This is a genomic window from Thauera carbonicopians, from assembly GCF_025699485.1.
Taxonomy (GTDB): domain Bacteria; phylum Pseudomonadota; class Gammaproteobacteria; order Burkholderiales; family Rhodocyclaceae; genus Thauera.
The window spans coordinates 12,012-33,981 of record NZ_JANUXN010000017.1 but is presented as its reverse complement, the minus strand read 5'-3'; the positions used below and the strand labels follow the sequence as shown (position 1 = coordinate 33,981).

Below are 21,970 nucleotides of genomic sequence, written 5' to 3'. Positions count from 1 at the left end.
AGAGAAAATTTAAAAATCGGTACGGTTCATACAGCTTTATGAAACAACAGGACGGATGGTGCCGGCACCACCCGTCCTGTCAGGGACATGCTTTCGATCAGGCGCGCAGCGCGCTGGGCCGGGACTGCAGCAGCGCCTGCCGCTGCCTGCGCCCGATCCAGGTCGCCGACAAGGCACTGACCACTGCCGCGAACATCACATAGGCGCAGATCAGCCAGGGCTCGCCGTTGCCTTTCTGCAGCAGATAGGTGGCGATGATCGGCGTGAGTCCGCCGGCAAAGATGCCCGAGAACTGATAGACGAAGGAGATACCGGTGTAGCGCACCCGGGCGTCGAACAGTTCGCAGAACAGTGCTGCCTCAGGGCCATATACGGCGGCATAGAAGACGCCGAACGGGATGATGATCGACAGCCAGACGATCAGCATGTTGCCGTCGCTGTACTTCATGAACCAGAAGCCGATGAAGGCCGACAGGCCGGTCAGCAGCGAGCCCCAGAAGTAGATCCGCGTGCGTCCGATGCGGTCGGACAGCCTGCCGAACAGCGGGATCGTGACCACCATCACGAGCGCAGCAGCCATGACGCCGAGCAGCGCATCGGTGCGACTCAGATTCAGCGTCTGCGTCAGGTAGGCAATCGAGAACACGCCGAAGACGTTGAAGAACACGCCGTCGATATAACGCGCGCCCATCCCCGCCAGCACATTGCCCGGAGACTTCGTGACCACCTCCTTGATCGGCAGCTTGACCTCTTCACCCGAGGCCTTGACCTTCGCGAACTCGGGCGTTTCCATCACGCTCAGGCGGATGTACATGCCGACGACGACGAGCAGGAAGGACAGCAGGAAGGCGACGCGCCAGCCCCAGGCCAGGAACTGCTCGTCGTTCAGCATCATCGACAGCAGGGCGACGACGCCGGACGCCATGCACAGGCCGAGCGCCAGACCGATCTGCGGGATGCTGGCATACAGGCCGCGCTTTTCCTTCGGCGCGTATTCGAAAGCCATCAGCACCGCGCCGCCCCATTCGCCGCCGAGGCCGATGCCCTGGGCCACGCGCAGGACGAGCAGCAGGATGGGCGCCCAGACACCGATCTGGTCGTAGGTCGGCACGAGACCGATCAGCACCGTCGCCACGCCCATGATCATCAGCGTCATGACCAGCATGCTCTTGCGCCCGATCTTGTCGCCGAAATGGCCGAAGATGACGCCGCCCAGCGGCCGGCTGATGAAGCCGACGGCAAAAGTGCCGTAGGCGAGCATCGTCGACACCATCGGATCGTCGACCGGAAAGTACAGCTTGTTGAAAACGATGCCGGCGACGACACCGTACAGAAAGAAGTCATACCACTCGATGGTGGCGCCGATCAGGCTCGCCGTTACTACGCGCCGTGCTTCCTTCGGGTCTTTGCCCTTCTTGGCCGGGTCATGCATGTTCTTGTCTCCAGAATAGTTATCTTTTCGTGATGCGGAACAGCTACGGGGATGGGGAATGGGGGTGGCTTCGGCACTCCTGTCGGCTGGGGTTTCAATGGAGAAGCGCGCCATCGTCGAGAATCATGTCCGCCGCCTTTTCGGCGATCATGATGGTCGGGGCGTTGGTGTTGCCCGAGATCAGCTCGGGCATGATGGAAGCATCGACGACACGCAGACGGTCGACGCCATGGACGCGCAGGCGCTCGTCGACCACCGCCATCGGGTCCTGGCCCATCTTGCAGGTCCCGACCGGGTGGTAGATGGACTGGCTGTAGCGCCGCGCGGCGTCGAGCAGCTCGTCATCCGTCGCAAAGCTGCTGCCCGGCACGAACTCGGACAGGATGTGGGGCGCGAGCGAGGGCGCCGCAGCGATGCGCCGCGCCACCTTGATGCCGCCGACGACGACGGGGTGGTCGCGCTCGTCGGCCAGGTAATTGGGATGGATCGCGGGATAGGCCAGCGGATCGGCCGAGCGGATCTCGACCTGCCCCCGGCTGTACGGACGCAGCTGGCATACCGAGGCGGTGAAGGCCGAGAACGGGTGCGCCCCTTCGCCCGGCTTGTCCGCGCTCAGCGGCTGCATGTGGAACTGGATGTCCGGCCGCTCCACGTCCGGCGCGGAGCGCGTGAAGATCGCGACCTGGCTGGCGGCCAGGGTCAGCGGCCCGGTGCGCGACAGCATGTACTGCAGCCCGATCCACAGCTTGCGGATCGGGCTGTTGACCTCGTCGTTGAGCGTGCGCGCGCGGGTCTTGTATACGAGGCGCACCTGCAGATGGTCCTGCAGGTTCCGGCCGACGCCGGGCAGCGCGTGACGCACCTCCACGCCGACCCTGCGCAGCAGCTCGGCCGGACCGATCCCCGAGTTCTGCAGGATCTGCGGCGAGCCGATCGCGCCGCAAGCGAGAACGACCTCGGCTCGCGCACGCGCCTGGCGCAGCACACCGCCCTGCAGGAACTCGACCCCGACCGCCCGCCTGCCTTCGAACAGCACGCGCGTCGTCTGCGCCTTCGTCTCCACGGCAAGATTGGCACGCGTCCTGGCCGGCTTCAGGAAACCTTTCGCGGTGCTCCAGCGCAGTCCCTTGTGCGCGGTCTGCTGAAAGTAGCCGACCCCCTCCTGCGAGGCACCGTTGTAGTCGTCGTTATAGGGAATGCCGATGTCCTGGGCGGCAGCAATGAAGTAATCGGCGATCGGACGGCGCAGGCGCAGATCCGATACCTTCAAGGGCCCGCCGACACCGTGCCACTCGTCGGCGCCGCGCTCCTGATCCTCCGAACGCTTGAAGTAGGGCAGGACTTCCTCATAGCTCCAGCCCTTGTTGCCGAGTGCCGCCCAGCGGTCGTAGTCCTCGCGCTGGCCACGTACGTACAGCAGGCCGTTGAGCGAGCTCGAACCGCCCAGCACCTTGCCGCGCGGCCACTGCAACTGGCGTCCGGCAATGCCTTCGTCCGGTTCGGTGCGATAACACCAGTCGAGTTCGGGATCGTGCATGGTCTTGAAGTAGCCGACCGGAATGTGGATCCACGGATTGCTGTCAGCCCCGCCCGCTTCGAGCAACAGCACGCTGTTGCCCGGATCCGCACTGAGGCGGTTGGCCAGGACGCATCCCGCCGACCCCGCACCGACCACGATGTAATCGAATTCCATCGACATTGAAGAACCTCCCTTGGGCGTTCGGCGAGCAGAAGCGAGATGCTGACAGCCGCCAAAATTTGTTTTAAATGAAACGTTTCATTCCGAAATTTGCTTCATAATCACTATCGATTGATTCATTTGCAAAACCAATGAAAATCTGCATGAGGCCGCGAAAGTGAAACGAAAGCTGGCGGAAGCGGACCAAAAGGACCGCGAAACCGAGTTGGACGCACCGGGCGGAGACACGCCTCCCGGGCAGGCGGAGGACATCAGGCGCCTGCGGCCGCTGATCCTCCTCGAACATCTGAACGAATCGCGGCAGCCCCTGACCCTCGCCCAGCTCGGAAGCCTGATGCGGGTGCCGAAAAGCACGCTGATGCGCCTGCTGCGCGCAATGGAAGCGCACGGCTATGTCCTGCACATGCCTGCCGAGCGAGGCTTCGTCGTCGGTCCGCGCGCAACCACGCTCGCGCTGCAGATCCTCCGCAGCCCGAACCTGAGGCGCGAATGCCGCGCCGTGCTGCGCAACCTGGTGCGCAAACTCGGCGAAACCTGCAATCTCACCGTTCCCGACGCCGGCCGCGTGCTTTACGTCGAGCGTGTGGAGACCCATGAACCGCTTCGCATGCACCTGCCTCCCGGTACCTGGGTGCCGATGCACTGCACCGCCAGCGGCAAGCTGTTCCTCGCCACGATGCCGCTGCTCGAACGCCGAAGCCTGTTGGCCCATATGCCGCTGACCCGCCATTCGCCGCACACGATCACCGACCGGCAGGAACTCGAAGCGGAGCTGGCGCGGCTGGCGACCAAGCGCCATGGCGTGGATAACGAGGAGTTCGTGCGCGGCATGATCGCGATAGCGGTGCCGATAGTGGACAAGAGCGCCAGGCCCGTCGCCGCGATTGCCTGCCACGGCCCGACCGCCCGCCTCTCGCTGGACGACCTGCACGCCAACCTGGCCCATCTGCGCATTGCCGCGGACACGATGCAGGAAGTGCTGTTCGCAGTCTGAGGCCAACCGCGGTACGAGCAAAAAAACGGTACGATGCCTACCCTTTCATGGAACGGAATGAAGGCATCGACATGAACGAGCGTCCCGGACACGCCAGGCTCGACGGCGACACGCCCACGATGCGCCTGCTTGCGCTGCTTGAAGTGATCGCCGCCAAGGATCAGCTGGTGACGCTGCAAGGGCTGGTCGAGGAGACCGGACTGCCGAAACCGACCGTCCACCGCATGCTGCAGCAGCTCGAGGCGGCCGGCATGCTGCAGCGCGACAGCGACGGGCGCCAGTACGGTACCGGCGCACGCCTGCGCCGCCTGGCCGAGAACCTGCTGCTCAACGACACACTGCACGGCGCACGCCACACCGTGCTGCGCCAGCTCGTCGAGGAGATCGGCGAAAGCTGCAATCTCACCGCGCTGTCGGGCAGCGAAGTGCTCTACCTCGACCGGGTCGAGACGGCCGCCCCGCTACGCTTCTACCTGCACCCGGGATCGCGCGTCCCGGTCCATTGTTCGGCGAGCGGCAAGCTCTTCCTGGCGCAGATGACGCCCACCCAGCGCCGCCGCCTGCTGGCGCACGCGCCCTTGATGCAATACACACCACGCACGCTGGTGGAAATCGATGCGCTGGAAGCGGAAATCGAGCATGTCAGCCGCGTCGGCTACGCTTTCGACAACGAGGAATTCCTGCCCGGGCTGTTCTGCATCGCCATGCTGGTGCCTTCGCCCACGGGCCGCTCGAACATGGGGATCGCGATCCAGGCGCCGATCATGCGGATGACCGAGCACAACGCCCTCGACTCGCTGCCCGCGCTGCGGCGGGCAGTCGATGCCCTGGCCGCCATCGAGGCCGAAAACGCCGGCCTGTCCGCGCCGGCCTGAAACGCCGGCGGGCTGCGATCACACGTCGTTGTCGCTATCGGCCGCCAGCACATCGGACAGCAGCCCGCCGCCGAGGTCGTCCAGCTCGAGCTCGACGGTCTGCAGCATGTCCGTACGCATCGGCGTCCGCAAGGCATGCTGCGCGCCGCTGAAGATATCGCGCTCGAGCACCGAAACGGCCTCGATCCAGGCATTCGACGCTTCGCAGGCCGGCTTGTCCTCACCCTGGCGGCAGACCGTCAGCGCTTTCCCCTCCAGCGTGAAATGCATGCCCGGCAGCGGCCGCACACGGATCTCGTCGTCGGCCTGGGCGACGAAGCGCAGCATGCTGTCACGCTCGTCGCCGAGCAGGTCGAGAATCAGCGCGGGCAAGGCATAGATCGGCAGATCGCCGGTACGCACCGGGCCGCGGCGGCCGTCGATGACGACCAGCGGCGTGGCGACCAGCGTACGGAACATGGCGTCGTCGAACTCGCTGCGGCTGGCGGCGAGCAGGCCCGATTCGGCATAACCGCCGTGATTCCAGCCCAGCGACGGCAGATGGTCGCCGAACAGCACGATGATGGCCTCGGGGTCGCGCTCGCGCAATTCGCGCAGGAAAGCCATCAGCTCGCGCGACTTGTAGTAGACGGTATTGGCATACGCCGCCACCAGTTCGTTTTCGCTGCGGGCTTCGATGACCGGCGGGCGCGCCTCGTTGAGCGGATAGTCGAGATGGCCGAAATAGGTCAGCACGTAGTTGAACAGCGGCTGGCCGTTCTCCAGATCCGGGCCGATGCGCTCCAGCACCTGGCGATAGAGCGAGGCGTCGCTGAGGAACTCGCGGTTCATGTCGTCGAGGACGAAGTCGCGGTCGGACCAGTATTGCCCGAAGCCGAGCCGGCTGTAGGCATTGATGCGGTTCCAGAACGGCGCGGAATTGGGATGGGAGGCGATGCTGCGGTACCCCGCTTCGCCCAGATGGCGCGGCAGGCAGGGCACGTCGCGGCGCACGCCGCCTTCGAAGAACACCGCGTCGGCCCGCACCGGGAAGCCGCACAAGGCCTCGAACTCGGCATTGGCGGTATAGCCGCCGAACACCGGCGACAGCGCCCTGGCATTGCCGGTGGCCTTCCACAGCTTGCGGAAAGCCGGGTCGAGCGGGTCGGCCGACAGGCCGGCCGCCTTCAGCGGCGTCGGATCCCAGAAGGATTCGAGCACGATCATGTGCACGTTGCGACCGGCACCGCCGCTCGACTGCTGCGCCGCCTTGAAGAAACCGCTGGGCGGCTTGGCCCCCAGCCGTGCCAGCGCCTCATCGACTTCGTCGGCCTGCGGCGGCGGCAGGCGGCGCGACAGATTGCGTGCGGCCTCCTGGGCAAGATGGATGGGCAGGCCGCGCATCTCGTAGTTGCCGCGCTGGTTCCACACCCAGTCGCCGAAACGGGCGTCCATCCAGCTCACGACCGGCGCCGGATGCCGCAGCACCGCCATCACCGCCAGCACCACGCCGGCCAGCGCCAGCCAGGCCCGCGGCTGCCGCCAGGCGAACATCCACAGCAGGCCCGCCAGCGGCACCGCCAGCATGGCGACGCTGCCCCACAGCTGCCAGCCTTCGAGCAACAAAAAGAGATTCTTTGCGGCGATGAAATCGTCCGGCATCACCGGCCCGCCGAGCACCGCGAGCTTGATCGCGTTGGACACCGTGAAGGCCGAAAACACGATCGCCATCGCCAGCGCAAAGCGCTTCAGGCTGCGCGCCATCAGGAACAGCGCCGTCCCCGCCAGCAGATGGGCAAGCAGGTCGCGCAGCCAGGCGTCCTGCCCTGGCGATACGCCGATGGCAAAGGCGATACCGGCCTGGGCAGCCAGGTACCATGCCACCACGATGCCCATCGCGCAGGCCCATTCGCGCAGCATCGCGAACGGACGGGCAGGCGGCGGAGTGATGGAATGGGACAGGGCGGAACGGGACACAGTGATACTCCCGGGCTGGATGGCCGGCAATAATACCGCTGTAACATCACTGTGAACCGGAATCCGGCCCGCGCTTGCGGCAATGCAACAGGCTCAATTGCGACAAGGCATTACGCCCGGCGCCGGCAAAAACGAGGAAGCGGCCCGCAGGCCGCCCCCAATCACCGATGAGCGCCGAAGCTCAGCGCGGCAGCAGACTCTCGCCCATCAGGAACTCATCGACAGCAGACGCACACTGCCGACCTTCGCGCCTTGCGAGCCGGCCGGCCCACAATCGTCAACTCCCCCTGCGGGCGATTCCGTCATCGCAGCAACAGGCTTTCACCCATCAGATACTCGTCGACAGCACGTGCGCACTGACGGCCTTCGCGCCTTGCGGGCCAACCGGCCCGCAATCGTCAACTCCCCTTGCGGGCGATTCGGTCATCGCGGCAACAGGCTTTCACCCATCAGATACTCGTCAACAGCACGTGCGCACTGCCGACCTTCGCGAATCGCCCACACGACCAGCGACTGCCCGCGGCGCATGTCGCCGGCAGCAAAGACCTTGGGCACGTTGGTGGCGTAGCAGCCTTCGCCGTCGGTGGCGGCGCTGGCGTTGCCGCGCGCGTCCTTGGTGACACCGAAGGCCTCGAGCACGCCGCCCACCGGGTTGGTGAAGCCCATCGCGAACAGCACCAGGTCGGCCTTGATCTCGAATTCCGAGCCCGGCACCTCGACCATCCTGCCGTCCTTCCATTCGAGGCGACAGGCTTTCAGTGCCTTGACCTTGCCGTTCTTGCCGATGAACTCCTTGGTGGCGACGGCGAAATCGCGCTCGCAGCCTTCGTCGTGCGAGGACGAGGTGCGCAGCTTGGTCGGCCAGTACGGCCAGGTCAGCGGCTTGTTCTCCTGCACCGGCGGCATCGGCATCAGTTCGAACTGGGTCACGCTCGCCGCGCCGTGGCGGTTGGAGGTGCCGACGCAGTCCGAGCCGGTGTCGCCGCCGCCGATCACGACCACGTGCTTGCCCTTGGCCGAGATCGGGTTGGGCTTGTCGCCGGCGACCTGCTTGTTCTGCGGGATCAGGAACTCGAGGGCGAAATGCACACCGCCGAGTTCGCGCCCCGGCACCGGCAGGTCGCGCGGCACTTCGGAGCCGCCGGTCAGCACGACGGCGTCGAAGTCCTGCTGCAGCTGTTCGGCGCTGATCACCTCGGTGGCGTCGTTGACGATGCCGGCGGGCATTTCCTTCGCCCCCACCAGCACGCCGGTGCGGAAGCGCACGCCTTCGGCCTGCATCTGCTCGACGCGGCGGTCGATCAGCCACTTCTCCATCTTGAAGTCGGGGATGCCGTAGCGCAGCAGGCCGCCGACGCGGTCGTTCTTCTCGAACACGGTGACGTCATGGCCGGCGCGCGCCAGTTGCTGGGCAGCGGCCAGGCCGGCGGGGCCGGAACCGACCACCGCCACTTTCCTGCCGGTCTTCTCCTCGGCCGGTTGCGGCACGACCCAGCCTTCTTCCCAGGCCTTGTCGATGATCGCATGCTCGATCGACTTGATGCCGACCGGATCGGTATTGATGTTCAGCGTGCACGCGGCCTCGCAGGGCGCGGGGCAGATGCGGCCGGTGAACTCGGGGAAGTTGTTGGTCGAATGCAGCACCTCGATCGCTTCACGCCAATGGTTGCGATACACGAGGTCGTTCCAGTCCGGAATGATGTTGTTGACCGGGCAGCCGTTGTTGCAGAACGGCACGCCGCAGTCCATGCAGCGCGCGCCCTGGATCGCGGCCTGCTCGTCGGTCAGGCGGAGAACGAACTCCTTGTAGTTCTTCAAGCGCTTGTCGACCGGCGCGTAGGCCTCGGACAGACGCTGATATTCGATGAATCCGGTTGGCTTGCCCATTTATGCGGCCTCCTTCTCAGCTTCGCGCTGCTCCGCCATCTCGGACAGCGCGCGACGGTACTCATGCGGGAACACCTTGACGAACTTCTTCCGCCAGACGGCCCAGTTGTTCAGGATCTCGCGGGCGCGGACGCTGCCGGCGAAGCGGACGTGGCGCTCGATCAGGCCCTTGAGGATCAGCTCGTCGCCCATCGTCAGGTGGTCGATGTCGACCCGGCCGTGGGATTCGAGCTCGTCGCCCGATTCCGAGCCCTGGCGCGCGGCGATCTCGTCCGGCAGCGGCTCCAGCGAGACCTGTGCCATGTTGCAGCGCTGCTCGAAGCTGCCGTCCTCGTCCAGCACGTAGGCGACGCCACCCGACATGCCGGCGGCGAAGTTGCGGCCGGTCTCGCCGAGCACCACCACGGTGCCGCCGGTCATGTATTCGCAGCCGTGGTCGCCCACGCCTTCCACCACCGCAGTGGCGCCGGAGTTGCGCACCGCGAAGCGCTCGCCGGCGACGCCGGCGAAATACACCTCGCCTTCGGTCGCGCCGTACAGCACGGTATTGCCGACGATGATGTTGCTGCCCGTCTCGCCGCGGAACTCGGCCTTCGGCTTGACCACGATGCGGCCGCCCGACAAGCCCTTGCCGACGTAGTCGTTGCCCTCGCCCACCAGCTCGAGCGTGATGCCGCGCGCGAGGAAGGCGCCGAAGCTCTGGCCGGCAGTGCCGTTGAGGCGGATGTGGATGGTGTCGTTCGGCAAGCCGGCATGGCCCCAGGCCGCCGCGACCTTGCCCGACAGCATGGCGCCGACGGTGCGGTTGATGTTGCGCACCGGCAGGTCGATGTTGACCTTCTCGCCCTTCTCCAGCGCCGGCTTGGCCAGCGCGATGAGCTGCTGGTCGAGCGCGCCGTCCAGGCCGTGGTCCTGGCCTTCGGTATGCATGCGCGGCACTTCGGCCGGCACCGGCGGCAGGTAGAAGATGCGCGAGTAGTCCAGGCCGCGCGCCTTCCAGTGCGAGATGCCGGCTTTCATGTCGAGCAGGTCGGCACGGCCGATCAGTTCGTCGAACCTGCGCACGCCGAGCTGCGCCATCAGTTCGCGCACTTCCTCGGCGATGAAGAAGAAGAAGTTGACCACGTGCTCGGGCTGGCCGGAGAAGCGCTTGCGCAGCTCGGGGTCCTGCGTCGCCACGCCCACCGGGCAGGTGTTGAGGTGGCACTTGCGCATCATGATGCAGCCTTCGACGACCAGCGGCGCGGTGGCGAAGCCGAATTCGTCGGCGCCCAGCAGCGCGCCGATGACGACGTCGCGGCCGGTCTTGATCTGGCCGTCGACCTGCAGGCGGATGCGCGAGCGCAGGCGGTTCAGCACCAGGGTCTGCTGGGTTTCGGCGAGGCCGAGCTCCCACGGCGAACCGGCATGCTTGATCGAGCTCCACGGCGAGGCGCCGGTGCCGCCGTCATGGCCGGCGACGACGATGTGGTCGGCCTTGGCCTTGGCCACGCCGGCCGCCACCGTGCCGATGCCGATCTCGGACACCAGCTTCACCGAGATGCTGGCCGCCGGGTTGGTGTTCTTGAGATCGTGGATCAGTTGGGCCAGATCCTCGATCGAGTAGATGTCGTGGTGCGGCGGCGGCGAGATCAGGCCGACGCCCGGCACCGAGTGGCGCAGGAAGCCGATGTATTCCGATACCTTGTGGCCGGGCAGCTGGCCGCCTTCGCCGGGCTTGGCGCCCTGGGCCATCTTGATCTGGATCTGGTCGGCGTTGACCAGGTATTCGGTGGTGACGCCGAAGCGGCCCGAGGCGACCTGCTTGATCGCCGAGCGCAGCGAATCGCCGGCCTGCAGGTCGAGGTCGCGCGCGATGCGCTTCTCGCCGATCACCTGCGACAGCTTGATCGCCGCGGTCAGCGGCTTGAAGCGCATCGGGTCCTCGCCGCCTTCGCCGGTGTTCGACTTGCCGCCGATGCGGTTCATCGCCACCGCCAGCGTGGTGTGGGCTTCGGTCGAGATCGAGCCGAGCGACATCGCGCCGGTGGCGAAGCGCTTGACGATTTCCTTGGCCGGCTCGACTTCTTCCAGCGGCACCGGAGTGGCCGCGGTCTTCAGCTCGAACAGGCCGCGCAGCGTCATGTGGCGCTTGCTCTGGTCGTTGATGATGCGGGCGTATTCCTTGAAGGTGTCGAACTTGCCCGAGCGCGTCGAGTGCTGCAGCTTGGCGATCGCGTCCGGCGTCCACATGTGCTCTTCGCCGCGGATGCGGAAGGCGTATTCGCCGCCGGCGTCGAGCATGTCGTGCAGCACCGGGTCGGTACCGAAGGCGGCCTCGTGCTGGCGGATCGCCTCTTCCATGACCTCGAACAGGCCGATGCCCTCGACCTGGCTGGTGGTGCCGGTGAAGTACTTGTCGAGCAGCCCCTGCTGCAGGCCGACGGCTTCGAAGATCTGCGCGCCGGTATAGGACATGTAGGTCGAGATGCCCATCTTGGACATGACCTTCATCAGGCCCTTGCCGATCGCCTTGACGAAGTGCTTGACGTACTTGGCCGCCGATTCGGCATCACCGGCGAGGTGCTGCAGGGTTTCCAGCGCCAGGTAGGGGTGCACCGCCTCGGCGCCGTAGCCGGCCAGCACCGCGAAGTGATGCACTTCGCGCGCCGAACCGGTCTCGACCACCAGGCCGGCGCGGGTGCGCAGGCCCTTCGCCACCAGGTGCTGGTGGATCGCCGACAGCGCCAGCAGCGCCGGAATGGCGACGCGCTCGGCGGTCAGCTTGCGGTCGGACACGATCAGGATGTTGTAGCCGCCCAGCACCGCGTTCTCGGCGTCGGCACAGAGCGAGGCCAGGCGCGCTTCGACGCCCGCCTTGCCCCATTCGACCGGGTAGCAGATGTCCAGCTCGGCCGAGCGGAACTTGTTCTGCGTGTAGCGCGCGATGTTGCGGATCTTGGCCATGCCGTCGAAGTCCAGCACCGGCTGGCTCACCTCGAGGCGGAACGGCGGGTTGATCTCGTTGATCTCGAGCAGGTTGGGCTTGGGACCGATGAAGGACACCAGCGACATCACCATCTGCTCGCGGATCGGATCGATCGGCGGGTTGGTGACCTGGGCGAAGAGCTGGCGGAAATAGTTGAACAGCGGCTTATTCTTGCTCGACAGCACCGCCAGCGGCGAGTCGTTGCCCATCGAGCCGGTCGCTTCCTCGCCCGCCTTGCCCATCGGCTCGAGGATGAACTTGATGTCTTCCTGGGTGTAGCCGAAGGCCTGCTGGCGGTCGAGCAGCGGCGCGACGCGGCCGCCTTCGGCGTCGGACACGCTGCCGCCATTGACCGGCGCGGCCAGGGTGTCGAGCTTGATGTTGATGCGGCGCAGCCAATCGGCATAGGGACGGGCGTTGGCCAGCGACTCCTTGAGCTCCTGGTCGCCGATGATGCGGCCCTGCTCCATGTCGATCAGGAACATCTTGCCCGGCTGCAGGCGCCACTTCTTGACGATCTTGCTGTCGGGAATCGGCAGCACGCCGGATTCGGAGGCCATGACGACGAGGTCGTCGTCGGTGACGAGGTAGCGCGCCGGGCGCAAGCCGTTGCGGTCGAGCGTGGCGCCGATCTGGCGGCCGTCGGTGAAGGCCACGGCGGCCGGGCCGTCCCACGGCTCCATCATCGCCGCATGGTATTCGTAGAAGGCACGGCGCTTCTCGTCCATCTGCGCGTGCGATTCCCAGGCTTCGGGAATCATCATCATCATCGCGTGGGCGAGCGAGTAGCCGCTCATCACCAGCAGTTCGAGCGCGTTGTCGAAGGAGGCCGAGTCGGACTGGCCGGGGTAGATCAGCGGCCAGATCTTCTGCAGGTCCTCGCCCAGCAGCGGCGAATGCACGCCCTTCTCGCGCGCGCGCATCCAATTGTAGTTGCCGCGCAGGGTGTTGATCTCGCCGTTGTGGGCGATGTAGCGGAAGGGGTGGGCAAGATCCCACTTCGGGAAGGTGTTGGTGGAGAAACGCTGGTGCACCAGCGACAGCGCCGACACGGTGCGCGGATCGACCAGGTCGAGGTAGTACTCGCCGACCTGGTTGGCCAGCAGCAGGCCCTTGTAGTTCACCGTGCGCGCCGACATCGACACCATGTAGAACTCCTTGCCGTGCTTCAGGGCAAGGGCGCCGATGGCGTTGGCGGCGCGGCGGCGGACGACGTAGAGCTTGCGTTCGAGCGCTTCGGTGACCATCACGTCGGCGCCGCGGCCGATGAAGATCTGGCGGATCACCGGCTCCTTGGCCTTCACCGTCGGCGACATCGGCATCTCGGGGTTGACCGGCACGTCGCGCCAGCCGAGCACGACCTGGCCTTCGGCGACCACGGCGCGCTCGATCTCTTCCTCACAGGCCAGGCGCGAAGCGGCTTCCTTGGGCATGAAGACCATGCCGACGCCGTATTCGCCGGACAGCGGCAGGATCACGCCCTGCTTCGCCATTTCCTCGCGGTAAAGCTGGTCGGGGATCTGGATCAGGATGCCGGCGCCATCGCCCTGCAGCGGATCGGCACCGACAGCGCCGCGGTGATCGAGGTTCTTCAGGATCTCGAGGCCCTGGAGCACGATCTCATGGGTTTTCCTGCCCTTGATGTGGGCGATGAAACCCACGCCACAGGCATCATGTTCGTTGGCCGGATCGTACAGACCCTGCTTTTGGGGCAGTTCCATCTTCTTTTCCTCAAAAACGACAGAAGAAATCACGCGCTGGCCTCTCATTCGAAGTTCAGCAGACAAACCGAACGCGCACAAAAAAGCCGGGCGCATGCGCACCGGCTTCATGTCCCGCACCATATTGGTGCAAAAACCCTAGTTTTATCGACCGATGCACCACAATGGAACCATTGCATGCACCATTTTGGTAATCAGTAGCGAAAATCCGCTTGACAAAAAAACTATACGCCCCGGAAACACTGGCTTCAAGAATTTTTTTGCGCTGCGACATGCCCTTCTAAAGCAGGAATCGAGCCAGAAAAAGGCACTCTTCTGGAGCAGCAGCCTTGCTCGCCCGGCAGCGGCGGAGCCACGCCCGATGAATTTCGCTGCTCCCAAGCTGCGCGGCCCGACTCATTCCACGGTTCAAAAGGGGCCTCGGCTCCTACGCACGATTTCAGTGGATCTCGCCGACGGCGAACAGCCGCCGATGCTCCTTCATCGCGTAGCGATCGGTCATGCCGGCGATGTAGTCGGCGATGGCCCGCGGCTTGTCCTCGCGCGCCATGGCCTGGTACTGCGGCGGCAGGATGTGGGGGTCGTCCATGAAGGCGGCGAACAGTTCGCCGATGATGCGCCGTGCCTTGTTGGTCATGCGCAGTACCTGGTAATGGCGGTAGAGCTGTTCGCGCAGGAACAGCTTCAGCTCGCGCAGGCGGGGCTGGAGCGCCTCGGAGTAGGCCACCAGCCGCGGCGCGGCGCGCACGTCGTCCAGCGAGGCCACACCGGCGGCGGCGATGTTGGCACGGGTCTGCTCCAGCAGGTCGATCACCATCAGGTGGATCATGCGGCGCACGGTCTCGTTGATCAGCCGGCGCCCGGACAGTCCGGGCCAGCGCGCCTCGGCCGCGCGCCGCTGCTCGGCGAACAGCGGCACTTCGTCGAGCTGTTCGAGCGTGATCAGGCCCGAGCGCAGGCCGTCGTCCACGTCATGGTTGTTGTAGGCGATCTCGTCGGCCAGATTGGTGAGCTGCGCTTCGAGCGAAGGCTGGGTGCCGTCGAGAAAGCGCCGGCCGAGCTCGCCCAGGCGCTCCGCATTGGTGCGCGAGCAGTGCTTGAGGATGCCCTCGCGCGTCTCGAACATCAGATTCAGGCCGTCGAAGCCGGCATAGCGGTCTTCGAGCACATCGACGGTGCGCAGCGACTGCAGGTTGTGCTCGAAGCCGCCATGCGCCTTCATGCAGGCGTTCAGCGCATCCTGGCCGGCGTGGCCGAAAGGCGTGTGGCCGAGGTCGTGGGCGAGCGCGATCGCTTCGGCGAGGTCCTCGTTGAGGCCGAGCTCGCGGGCGATGCCGCGGGTGATCTGGGCGACTTCGATGCTGTGCGTCAGGCGGGTGCGGAACAGGTCGCCTTCGTGATTGACGAAGACCTGGGTCTTGTACTCCAGGCGCCGGAAGGCGGTGGAATGGACGATGCGGTCGCGGTCGCGCTGGAAGTTGCCTCGCGCCACCGGTGCCGGCTCGTCATGGACGCGGCCGCGGGAATTGCCTTCGGTGACGGCATAGGGTGCAAGCTGCAGCATCGTTTCATCCTCGATTCGGGAAACTGCCGAACTCAGCCGCAGCAAGCCTCGATCGCCGCCGCGATGTCGGCCTGCGGAGCCTCGCCGTGGATCACGCCCTTGCCGAGCGCGCGCAGCAGGACCAGCCGCAGCTTGCCGGCTTCGACCTTCTTGTCGTGCGCCATCAGCTCCAGGTAACGCGCTGCACCCAGTTCTGGCCCGCGCACCGGCAGCGCCGCACGCTCGAACAGGGCGGCGATGCGGGCAACACCCGCCTCGTCCAGCCAACCCAGGCGGCGCGACAGCTCGGCGGCCATCATCGTGCCGGCGGCCACCGCCTCGCCGTGCAGCCACTCGCCGTAGCCCAGCCCGGTCTCGATGGCATGGCCGAAAGTGTGGCCGAGGTTCAGCAGCGCGCGCTCGCCCTGCTCGGTCTCGTCGGCGGCGACCACTTCGGCCTTGTTGCGGCAGGAGATCTCGATCGCATGAGCCAGCGCCTCGGGCTCGCGCGCCATCAGGCGTTCGAGATTGTGCTCCAGCCAGTCGAGGAAGCCGGTATCTCGGATCAGGCCGTACTTGATCACCTCGGCCAGGCCGGCGGACAGCTCGCGCGCCGGCAGCGTCGCCAGCGTGTCGATGTCGGCCAGCACCAGCTTGGGCTGGTAGAAGGCGCCGATCATGTTCTTGCCCAGCGGGTGGTTGATCGCGGTCTTGCCGCCGACCGAGGAATCGACCTGCGCCAGCAGCGTGGTCGGGATCTGGATGAAAGGCATGCCGCGCTGGTAGCAGGCGGCGGCAAAGCCGCCCATGTCGCCGACGACACCACCGCCGAGCGCGACCAGCGTGGTCGAGCGCTCGCAACGCTCTTCCAGCAGCATGTCGAAGATGGTGTTCAGCGTCGGCCAGTCCTTGTGCGCCTCGCCGTCGGGCAGCACGATCGAGGCGACACGCACGCCGGCGGCTTCCAGCGTGGTCCGCAGACGGCCGAGATACAGCGGCCCGACGACGTCGTTGGTGACGATGGCGACGCGCTTCGTCTTCAGGTGCGGCAGGATCAATTCGGCGCGATCGAGCAGGCCGCGGCCGATGTGGATCGGGTAGGCGCGATCGCCGAGGGCGACGTTCAGGGTTCGCATGGTGTGTTCTTCGGTTTCTGCTGGGCGAGCTTCTGCACGCCGTTTTCGATCATGCGCACCATGGTGCCGGGGTTGCCGCGGCCTCCCTCGACGATCAGGTGCGCCACCTCGCGGTAAAGCGGGTCACGCTGCCGGTACAGTTCCTCGATGCGCTGGCGCGGGTTCTCGACCTGCAGCAGCGGGCGGTTGCGGTCATGGCGGGTGCGCTCGTACAGCACGGCCGGCGGCACGTCGAGGTAGATCACCACGCCGCGCTCGCGCATCAGGCCGCGATTGGCCGGCGTGACGACGACGCCGCCGCCGGTGGCGATGACGATGTCCGGCTCCTGCGACAACTCGTCCATCATCTGCGTCTCGCGGCGGCGGAAGCCTTCCTCGCCCTCGATCTCGAAGATGGTCGGAATGCTCACCCCGGTACGGGCGATGATCTCGTGGTCGCAATCGGCGAAGCGGACCTTGCGCCGGCGCGCAAGCTCCTTGCCGACCGTGGTCTTGCCGGCTCCCATCATGCCGATCAGTATCAAGCAGCTCACGCGCGATTCGCCGGAAGTCGAAATGGAAAGGGATACACGAAAGATAAAAAGGCGGGCATCCACGCAGGATGCCCGCCCCGACATTGTATCAGCAGCGCAGTGGCTTACCGCAGCGTCAGCGCGTCGGCGACGATGCGCGGGGTGATGAAGACCAGCAGCTCACGGCTGTCGGAGACTTTCTGCCGGGTCTTGAACAGATGCCCCAGCACCGGGATGTCACCCAGCAGCGGCACCTGCTCGACATCGTTCGAATCGACCTCTTCATAGATACCGCCGATCACGACCGTGCCGCCGTTCTCGATCAGGACTTCGCTCTTGACCTTCTTGGTGTCGATCGACGGAATGCCGTTGGTCACCTGGCCGCGCGAATCCTTGTTCACCTCGATCGTCAATCGCATCCGGCCATCGGGCGTGATCTGCGGCGTCACTTTCAGCGACAGCACGGCCTTCTTGAACGACACGCTGGTCGCGCCGGAGCTGCTGGCTTCCTGGTAGGGAATCTCGTTGCCCTGTTCGATCAGCGCCTCGACCTGGTTCGCGGTCAGCACGCGCGGGCTGGACACCAGGCGGATGCGGCCGTCGGTTTCCTGCGCATGGAGTTCGAGGTTCAGGAATCGAGTGAATTTGTTGTTGAACAGCGTCAGGTTCAGATTGCCGAAGCCGCTGGTGACACCGCCAGGTCCGCTGTTCGCGTCGCCGCTGGGATTCAGAAGCCGGCCGATCGAGTTGATGTTATCCCCGCTGCCCGTAGCGGGTTCGAATGTCGCCACACCATTTTCGTCGACCGTCGTTTCGCCGAACACCCCCTTGCCGAAGCCGACTTTCCCCAACCGGCCAACCGATGCGAGCCCCAGGCTGCCCAGTCCCATGCGCACACCCAGGTCACGCGAGAAGGTCTTGCTGGCCTCGACGATGCGCGCTTCGATCATGACCTGGCGCGGCGCGAAATCGATCTCCTGCACCAACCGGCGCAAGGCCTGCAGGCGGGTGCCGACGTCGGTCACGAAAAGCTTGTTGCTGCGCTCGTCGACCACCACGCTGCCGCGCTTGGACAGGATGGTCTGGTCCTTGCTCTTGAGGAAATCGAAGATTTCCTTGGCCTTGTGGTAGTTGATCTGGAAGCTCTCGGTGGACAGCGGCTCCAGGTCGATGATCTGGGCCCTGGCCTCGAGCTGCAGCTTCTCCCGCGTCGCCAGTTCATCACTCGGCGCGATCCAGATCACGTTGCCGTTCTTGCGCATGTCCAGGCCCTTGGCCTGCAGGATGATGTCCAGCGCCTGGTCCCAGGGCACGTCCTTCAGGCGCAGCGTCAGGTTGCCCTGCACCGAATCGGAAGTGATGATGTTGAAGTCGGTGAAGTCGGCGATGACCTGCAGCACCGAGCGCACGTCGATGTTCTGGAAGTTCAGTGACAGCTTCTCGCCCTGGTACTGGCCGCGTGCGCCCTGGACGAGCTTGTTGGGGTCCTCGAGTACGCGCTTGACTTCGAGCACGAAGCGGTTGTCGCTCTGGTAGGCGTTGTGCTCCCACAAACCGTTCGGCACCACCGTCAACCTGACGTTGTCGCCCGCCTGCTGCGCAGCCATCGCCGTCACGGGGGTGCCGAAGTCGATCACGTCGGAACGGCGGCGCAGATGTTCAGGAAGAGCCGTCTTGAGGAACTCGACGACCAGGTTGCCGCCTTGCTGGCGGATGTCGATGCCCGCATCCGGGCTCGACAGATCGACGACGACCCGCCCTTCGCCTTCGGTGCCGCGGCGGAAGTTGATATCGCGCACCGCCATGCCGCCGCCGGCAGCGACCCGGGATTCGGCGAAGTTGCCCTGCGCCTGCTCCACCACGGAGCCGCGCGCTTCCTGCGCATTGCCCGGCCGGATGGCGATGATGAGGTTGCGGCCGTCGATGCGCGTCTCATACGGGCTGAGCTTGACCAGGTTGAGCACCAGCCGCGTGCGGTCGCCGGCCTGGACGATGTTGGCGCTGCGCAGGTCGCCCTGCTCGATGCTCTGCACGCTGCGCCCCAGCGCATTGCCGGTGTCGCGGAAATCGAAGGCGATGCGGGCAGGACTGGCGACGCTGAAGCTCGGCGGTGGGCTCGCCAGCACTTCCTTCATCGTCAGGCGCAGGTAGATCCCGTCGTCGTGCTGAGCGACGTCCAGCGCTTCGATCTGGTTCGTCTGGCTCCGGGCCTCCACCGCGTCCTGGGCCAATGCGGCAGGCATCGGCACGAGCCCCGCAAAAGCCGTGGCCAGCGCCCAAATTCGAATGTGTTTCATCATCTCCCGGCCTCCTGCCGCTCCTGCAGGGTCAGCGTGCTGATCCGCTCGACCCAGTCGCCCTGCGCATCCTCGACAAGCTCCTTCAGGGTCATCTCGCTCTCGCTGATGCTCGTGACCACGCCGAAGTTCTGCCCCATGTAATTCCCGACCTTGACCTGATGCAGGTTCTTGCCCGCAAGCACGAGGGCGCGGTTGCTTTTGCCCTGCGACAGCACGCCGACCATGCGCAGCGACTCGAGCGGGTAGGCTTCGAGCGGCTCCTTGCGGCGATTCAGATCGGGCCGCAGCGAGGTATTGACCACCCGCTTCTCGACCTCCATGCGTCCCTTGGAGAAGGGATCTTCCGCAGCGCTGCCGACGTACTCGACGATCGGAAACGGTTTGATCTCCGGCAGCGCCTTGACCGAGCCGCGCATGCCCCTGGCCTGCTCGTCCATCCAGACGCGGATATCCTCCTGCTCGCCGCTGCCGCACGCCGCAAGCATGGCAGCGCAGGCGAGGACCAACGCACGCTTCATCGTCTCTTCCCCTTGGCTGCCGCAGCCTTGGCATCCTGGCGCTGCTTGGCGATCTCGTCCTCGTCCAGATAGCGATAAGTGATCGCCTTGGCCTCGAGCTTGAGCCGGCCGTCCTTGTCGGTGTTGATCGCGAGGTTGTTCAGCGTGACGATGCGCGGCATGCGGGCGACATCGCTGGCGAACTCGCCCAGCTCGTGATAGTTGCCGGTGACGCGGATGTCGATCGGCATCTCGGCGTAGAACTCCTTGACCACGTTGTTGCCCGGCTTGAACAACTCGAATTGCAGCCCGCGCCCCAGTCCCGCCTGGTTGATGTCGGACAGCAGTGAATCCATTTCGGCCCGGTTCGGCAACTGCTTCAGCAGGGCACCGAACTGCCGGTCGATCTCGGCCAGTTGACGGCGGTGTTCATCGAGATTGACGGCCTGGCGCTTCTTGGCCGCCCAACTGTCGCGCAGTTGCACTTCTTCCTGTTCGCGCTGGGCCAGGGTGTCCGCCTGTTCCTGCCAGTCGAACCACCAGAAGGCGCCGAGCGTCGCCGCGAGCAGCCCGACCATGACGGCCACCCTCGGCGCCAGCGGCCACATGCCGGGGTCGTTCGGATCGAGCCCCTTGAAGTCCTGCGCAAGCCGCTTGAAATCGATCTTCCGCGCACTCTTGAGCGTGTCGGCCTTCACTTGCGCCCCCTGTTCGCCTGCGCGGCGCTGCTGGTGGCCTCGGCAGCCGGCTCTTCGAGCTTCGGACGCTCGATCCCGATACCGAGGTTGAATTCGCTGACGCGCCGCTCATCGACCGTCGCCGCCTTGGTCTCGACCAGCGTCGGCCGCTCGAGGAAGGGAGAATCCTCGAGGTTGCGCATCAGATGCGATACCCGCGCGTTGGACTGGGCATAGCCGACCAGGGTGATGCGGCTGCCCGTCTGCTTGACCGACTTCAGATACACGCCCTCGGGGATGCCTCTGGCCAGCTCGTTGAGCAGATGGACCGACTCCGCGCGCGTGCTCTGCAGATCCTCGATGACTTTCTTGCGTACCAGCAAGGCGTCGATCTGCTCCTTCAGGCGGCGGATCTCGGCGATCTGCTGGTCGAGCTTGGCGATCTCGGCCTTCAGGAAAGCGTTGCGCGACTCCTGCCGCTCGATGTAGCCGGCGTAGATCGAATGCACCAGCAAACCGATCAGCGCGCCCAGCACGATCATCGACGCCGACAGCACGTAGAACTGCGTGCGGCGCTGCTTGCGCTTCTCTGCGCGGTGCGGCAGCAGGTTGATACGGATCATTGGTCGAACCTCCGCAGGGCCAGCCCGCAGGCGACCATCAGGCACGGCGCATCGGCCAGCAGGTTCTTCGGCCTCACCTTGGACGAGACGGTCATGCCGGCGAAGGGATTGCCGACGATGGTCTCGACCTGGGTGCGTGCAGCGACGACGTCGGCCAGGCCCGGCATCATCGCGCAGCCGCCTGCCAGCACGAGATGGTCCACGTGGTTGTACTGCGTGGAGGTGAAGAAGAACTGCAGCGCGCGCGAGACTTCGAGCGCCAGGCTGTCGAGGAAGGGACGCATCAGATCCCGGCGATAGGTGTCGGGCAGCGAACCCGCGCGCTTGGCGGCCTCGGCCTCATCGACGCTCATGCCGTACTGCCGAGCGATGTCCTGCGTCAGTTGGCTGCCGCCGAAAGCCTGCTCCCGTACGTAGATCTGCTGCCGGTTGCGGAACACGCTGACGTTCATCACGTTGGCGCCGACATCGATGAGGCCGATCACCTTGTCCTGGCCGGCATTCGGCAACTGCCTGCTGACCAGTTCGAGCGCCGCCTCGATCGCGAAGGACTCGACGTCGATCACCGTGGCCTTCACGCCGGCAGCCTGGGCGACGGCGACGCGGTCTTCGACCTTGTCCTTGCGCGATGCGGCGACCAGCACTTCGAGTTCGCCCGGGCTACCTGCCGCCGGGCCGATGACCTGGAAATCGAGGTTGACCTCGTCGATCGCGAACGGGATGTATTGATTGGCCTCGGACTCGACCGCGACCTCCATTTCCTGCTCGCGCAGACCGGCGGGCAGGATGATCCGCTTGGTGATGACGGACGAGGCCGGCAACGCCATCGCGACATTCTTGACGCCGGCGCCGAAGCGCCTGAGCGCACGGCGCACCGCTTCGCCGACCGCTTCGAGGTTGGCGATGTTGCCGTCGACGACGGCGTCGCGCGGCAAGGGCTCGATGGCATAGCGCTCGACTTTGTAAGCTTCCTTGTCCCCCCCGGACAGCTCGACGAGCTTGACCGATGAAGATGAAATATCGAGCCCTGCCAACTGATTGGCGGCGGAGCCGAAAAAGGGGAGTTCAATCACAAAGAAAGTCCTTACATTTCTTCATGTTACGAGCAAAACATGATGTTTGCCGTGAAATCGTATCAATAAGTTTCAGT

16 protein-coding genes are annotated in these 21,970 nt (G+C 65.4%); 2 read left to right on the top strand and 14 right to left on the bottom strand.

The window, feature by feature from the left end; genetic code table 11:
* Positions 1-97: 97 nt before the first annotated feature.
* Together NX068_RS17155 and NX068_RS17150 are read right to left on the bottom strand one after the other, a co-directional pair.
* Positions 98-1,432, bottom strand: a complete 1,335-nt coding sequence (locus NX068_RS17155; protein WP_263462481.1) for an MFS transporter — start codon at positions 1,430-1,432, stop codon at positions 98-100.
* 94 nt (positions 1,433-1,526) lie between these two features.
* Complete coding sequence (locus NX068_RS17150; RefSeq protein WP_263462480.1) at positions 1,527-3,131, bottom strand: GMC family oxidoreductase; 1,605 nt, start codon at positions 3,129-3,131, stop codon at positions 1,527-1,529.
* A 157-nt stretch (positions 3,132-3,288) separates the two neighbouring features.
* On the opposite strand from NX068_RS17150, the gene NX068_RS17145 reads away from it, so the two are divergent.
* Positions 3,289-4,125 (top strand): IclR family transcriptional regulator, encoded by an 837-nt coding sequence (locus NX068_RS17145; RefSeq protein ID WP_263462479.1) that lies wholly within the window; start codon positions 3,289-3,291, stop codon positions 4,123-4,125.
* A 71-nt stretch (positions 4,126-4,196) separates the two neighbouring features.
* Positions 4,197-5,000, top strand: a complete 804-nt coding sequence (locus NX068_RS17140) for an IclR family transcriptional regulator (RefSeq protein ID WP_263462478.1) — start codon at positions 4,197-4,199, stop codon at positions 4,998-5,000.
* Between the two features lie 18 nt (positions 5,001-5,018).
* Here the strand turns inward: NX068_RS17140 and NX068_RS17135 are convergent, their stop codons facing one another.
* From NX068_RS17135 to NX068_RS17080, 12 genes are all read right to left on the bottom strand, one after another.
* Complete coding sequence (locus tag NX068_RS17135) at positions 5,019-6,956, bottom strand: LTA synthase family protein (protein ID WP_263462477.1); 1,938 nt, start codon at positions 6,954-6,956, stop codon at positions 5,019-5,021.
* 423 nt (positions 6,957-7,379) lie between these two features.
* A complete protein-coding gene (locus NX068_RS17130) occupies positions 7,380-8,843 on the bottom strand; it encodes a glutamate synthase subunit beta (RefSeq protein WP_263462476.1) in 1,464 nt (487 codons plus the stop codon).
* Positions 8,844-13,532, bottom strand: coding sequence for a glutamate synthase-related protein (locus NX068_RS17125; protein ID WP_263462475.1), 4,689 nt, complete (start codon positions 13,530-13,532; stop codon positions 8,844-8,846).
* 55 nt (positions 13,533-13,587) lie between these two features.
* A complete protein-coding gene (locus tag NX068_RS17120; RefSeq protein ID WP_263462474.1) occupies positions 13,588-13,806 on the bottom strand; it encodes a hypothetical protein in 219 nt (72 codons plus the stop codon).
* Between the two features lie 165 nt (positions 13,807-13,971).
* Positions 13,972-15,096, bottom strand: a complete 1,125-nt coding sequence (locus tag NX068_RS17115; RefSeq protein ID WP_263462473.1) for a deoxyguanosinetriphosphate triphosphohydrolase — start codon at positions 15,094-15,096, stop codon at positions 13,972-13,974.
* A gap of 32 nt (positions 15,097-15,128) precedes the next feature.
* A complete protein-coding gene (gene aroB, locus NX068_RS17110; protein WP_263462472.1) occupies positions 15,129-16,211 on the bottom strand; it encodes a 3-dehydroquinate synthase in 1,083 nt (360 codons plus the stop codon).
* Positions 16,199-16,744, bottom strand: a complete 546-nt coding sequence (locus NX068_RS17105) for a shikimate kinase (protein ID WP_263462471.1) — start codon at positions 16,742-16,744, stop codon at positions 16,199-16,201. The genes aroB and NX068_RS17105 overlap by 13 nt, the downstream gene beginning before the upstream one ends.
* A gap of 104 nt (positions 16,745-16,848) precedes the next feature.
* Positions 16,849-19,020 carry a type IV pilus secretin PilQ gene (locus tag NX068_RS17100; protein WP_263462522.1) on the bottom strand — a complete coding sequence of 724 codons (2,172 nt, stop codon included), beginning with the start codon at positions 19,018-19,020 and terminating at the stop codon, positions 16,849-16,851.
* Positions 19,020-19,541 carry a pilus assembly protein PilP gene (locus tag NX068_RS17095; RefSeq protein ID WP_263462470.1) on the bottom strand — a complete coding sequence of 174 codons (522 nt, stop codon included), beginning with the start codon at positions 19,539-19,541 and terminating at the stop codon, positions 19,020-19,022. The genes NX068_RS17100 and NX068_RS17095 overlap by 1 nt, the downstream gene beginning before the upstream one ends.
* The gene (locus NX068_RS17090; RefSeq protein ID WP_263462469.1) at positions 19,538-20,218 is read right to left on the bottom strand and encodes a type IV pilus inner membrane component PilO; all 681 of its coding nucleotides are present in this window, start codon (positions 20,216-20,218) and stop codon (positions 19,538-19,540) included. Before NX068_RS17090 ends, NX068_RS17095 begins: the two co-directional genes overlap by 4 nt.
* Entirely contained in the window at positions 20,215-20,820 is a 606-nt protein-coding gene (locus tag NX068_RS17085; RefSeq protein WP_263462468.1) for a PilN domain-containing protein, read from the bottom strand. The genes NX068_RS17090 and NX068_RS17085 overlap by 4 nt, the downstream gene beginning before the upstream one ends.
* Entirely contained in the window at positions 20,817-21,893 is a 1,077-nt protein-coding gene (locus tag NX068_RS17080; RefSeq protein ID WP_263462467.1) for a pilus assembly protein PilM, read from the bottom strand. Before NX068_RS17080 ends, NX068_RS17085 begins: the two co-directional genes overlap by 4 nt.
* Between the last annotated feature and the right edge of the window lie 77 nt (positions 21,894-21,970).

What these genes read in the sequence shown, in the direction of transcription:
- NX068_RS17155 (WP_263462481.1), bottom strand. Translation starts at nt 1,432, where the DNA reads ATGCATGACCCGGCCAAGAAGGGCAAAGACCCGAAGGAAGCACGGCGC.
- NX068_RS17150 (WP_263462480.1), bottom strand. Translation starts at nt 3,131, where the DNA reads ATGTCGATGGAATTCGATTACATCGTGGTCGGTGCGGGGTCGGCGGGA.
- NX068_RS17140 (WP_263462478.1), top strand. Translation starts at nt 4,197, where the DNA reads ATGAACGAGCGTCCCGGACACGCCAGGCTCGACGGCGACACGCCCACG.
- NX068_RS17130 (WP_263462476.1), bottom strand. Translation starts at nt 8,843, where the DNA reads ATGGGCAAGCCAACCGGATTCATCGAATATCAGCGTCTGTCCGAGGCC.
- NX068_RS17125 (WP_263462475.1), bottom strand. Translation starts at nt 13,532, where the DNA reads ATGGAACTGCCCCAAAAGCAGGGTCTGTACGATCCGGCCAACGAACAT.
- NX068_RS17120 (WP_263462474.1), bottom strand. Translation starts at nt 13,806, where the DNA reads ATGTCGCAGCGCAAAAAAATTCTTGAAGCCAGTGTTTCCGGGGCGTAT.
- NX068_RS17115 (WP_263462473.1), bottom strand. Translation starts at nt 15,096, where the DNA reads ATGCTGCAGCTTGCACCCTATGCCGTCACCGAAGGCAATTCCCGCGGC.
- aroB (WP_263462472.1), bottom strand. Translation starts at nt 16,211, where the DNA reads ATGCGAACCCTGAACGTCGCCCTCGGCGATCGCGCCTACCCGATCCAC.
- NX068_RS17100 (WP_263462522.1), bottom strand. Translation starts at nt 19,020, where the DNA reads ATGAAACACATTCGAATTTGGGCGCTGGCCACGGCTTTTGCGGGGCTC.
- NX068_RS17095 (WP_263462470.1), bottom strand. Translation starts at nt 19,541, where the DNA reads ATGAAGCGTGCGTTGGTCCTCGCCTGCGCTGCCATGCTTGCGGCGTGC.
- NX068_RS17085 (WP_263462468.1), bottom strand. Translation starts at nt 20,820, where the DNA reads ATGATCCGTATCAACCTGCTGCCGCACCGCGCAGAGAAGCGCAAGCAG.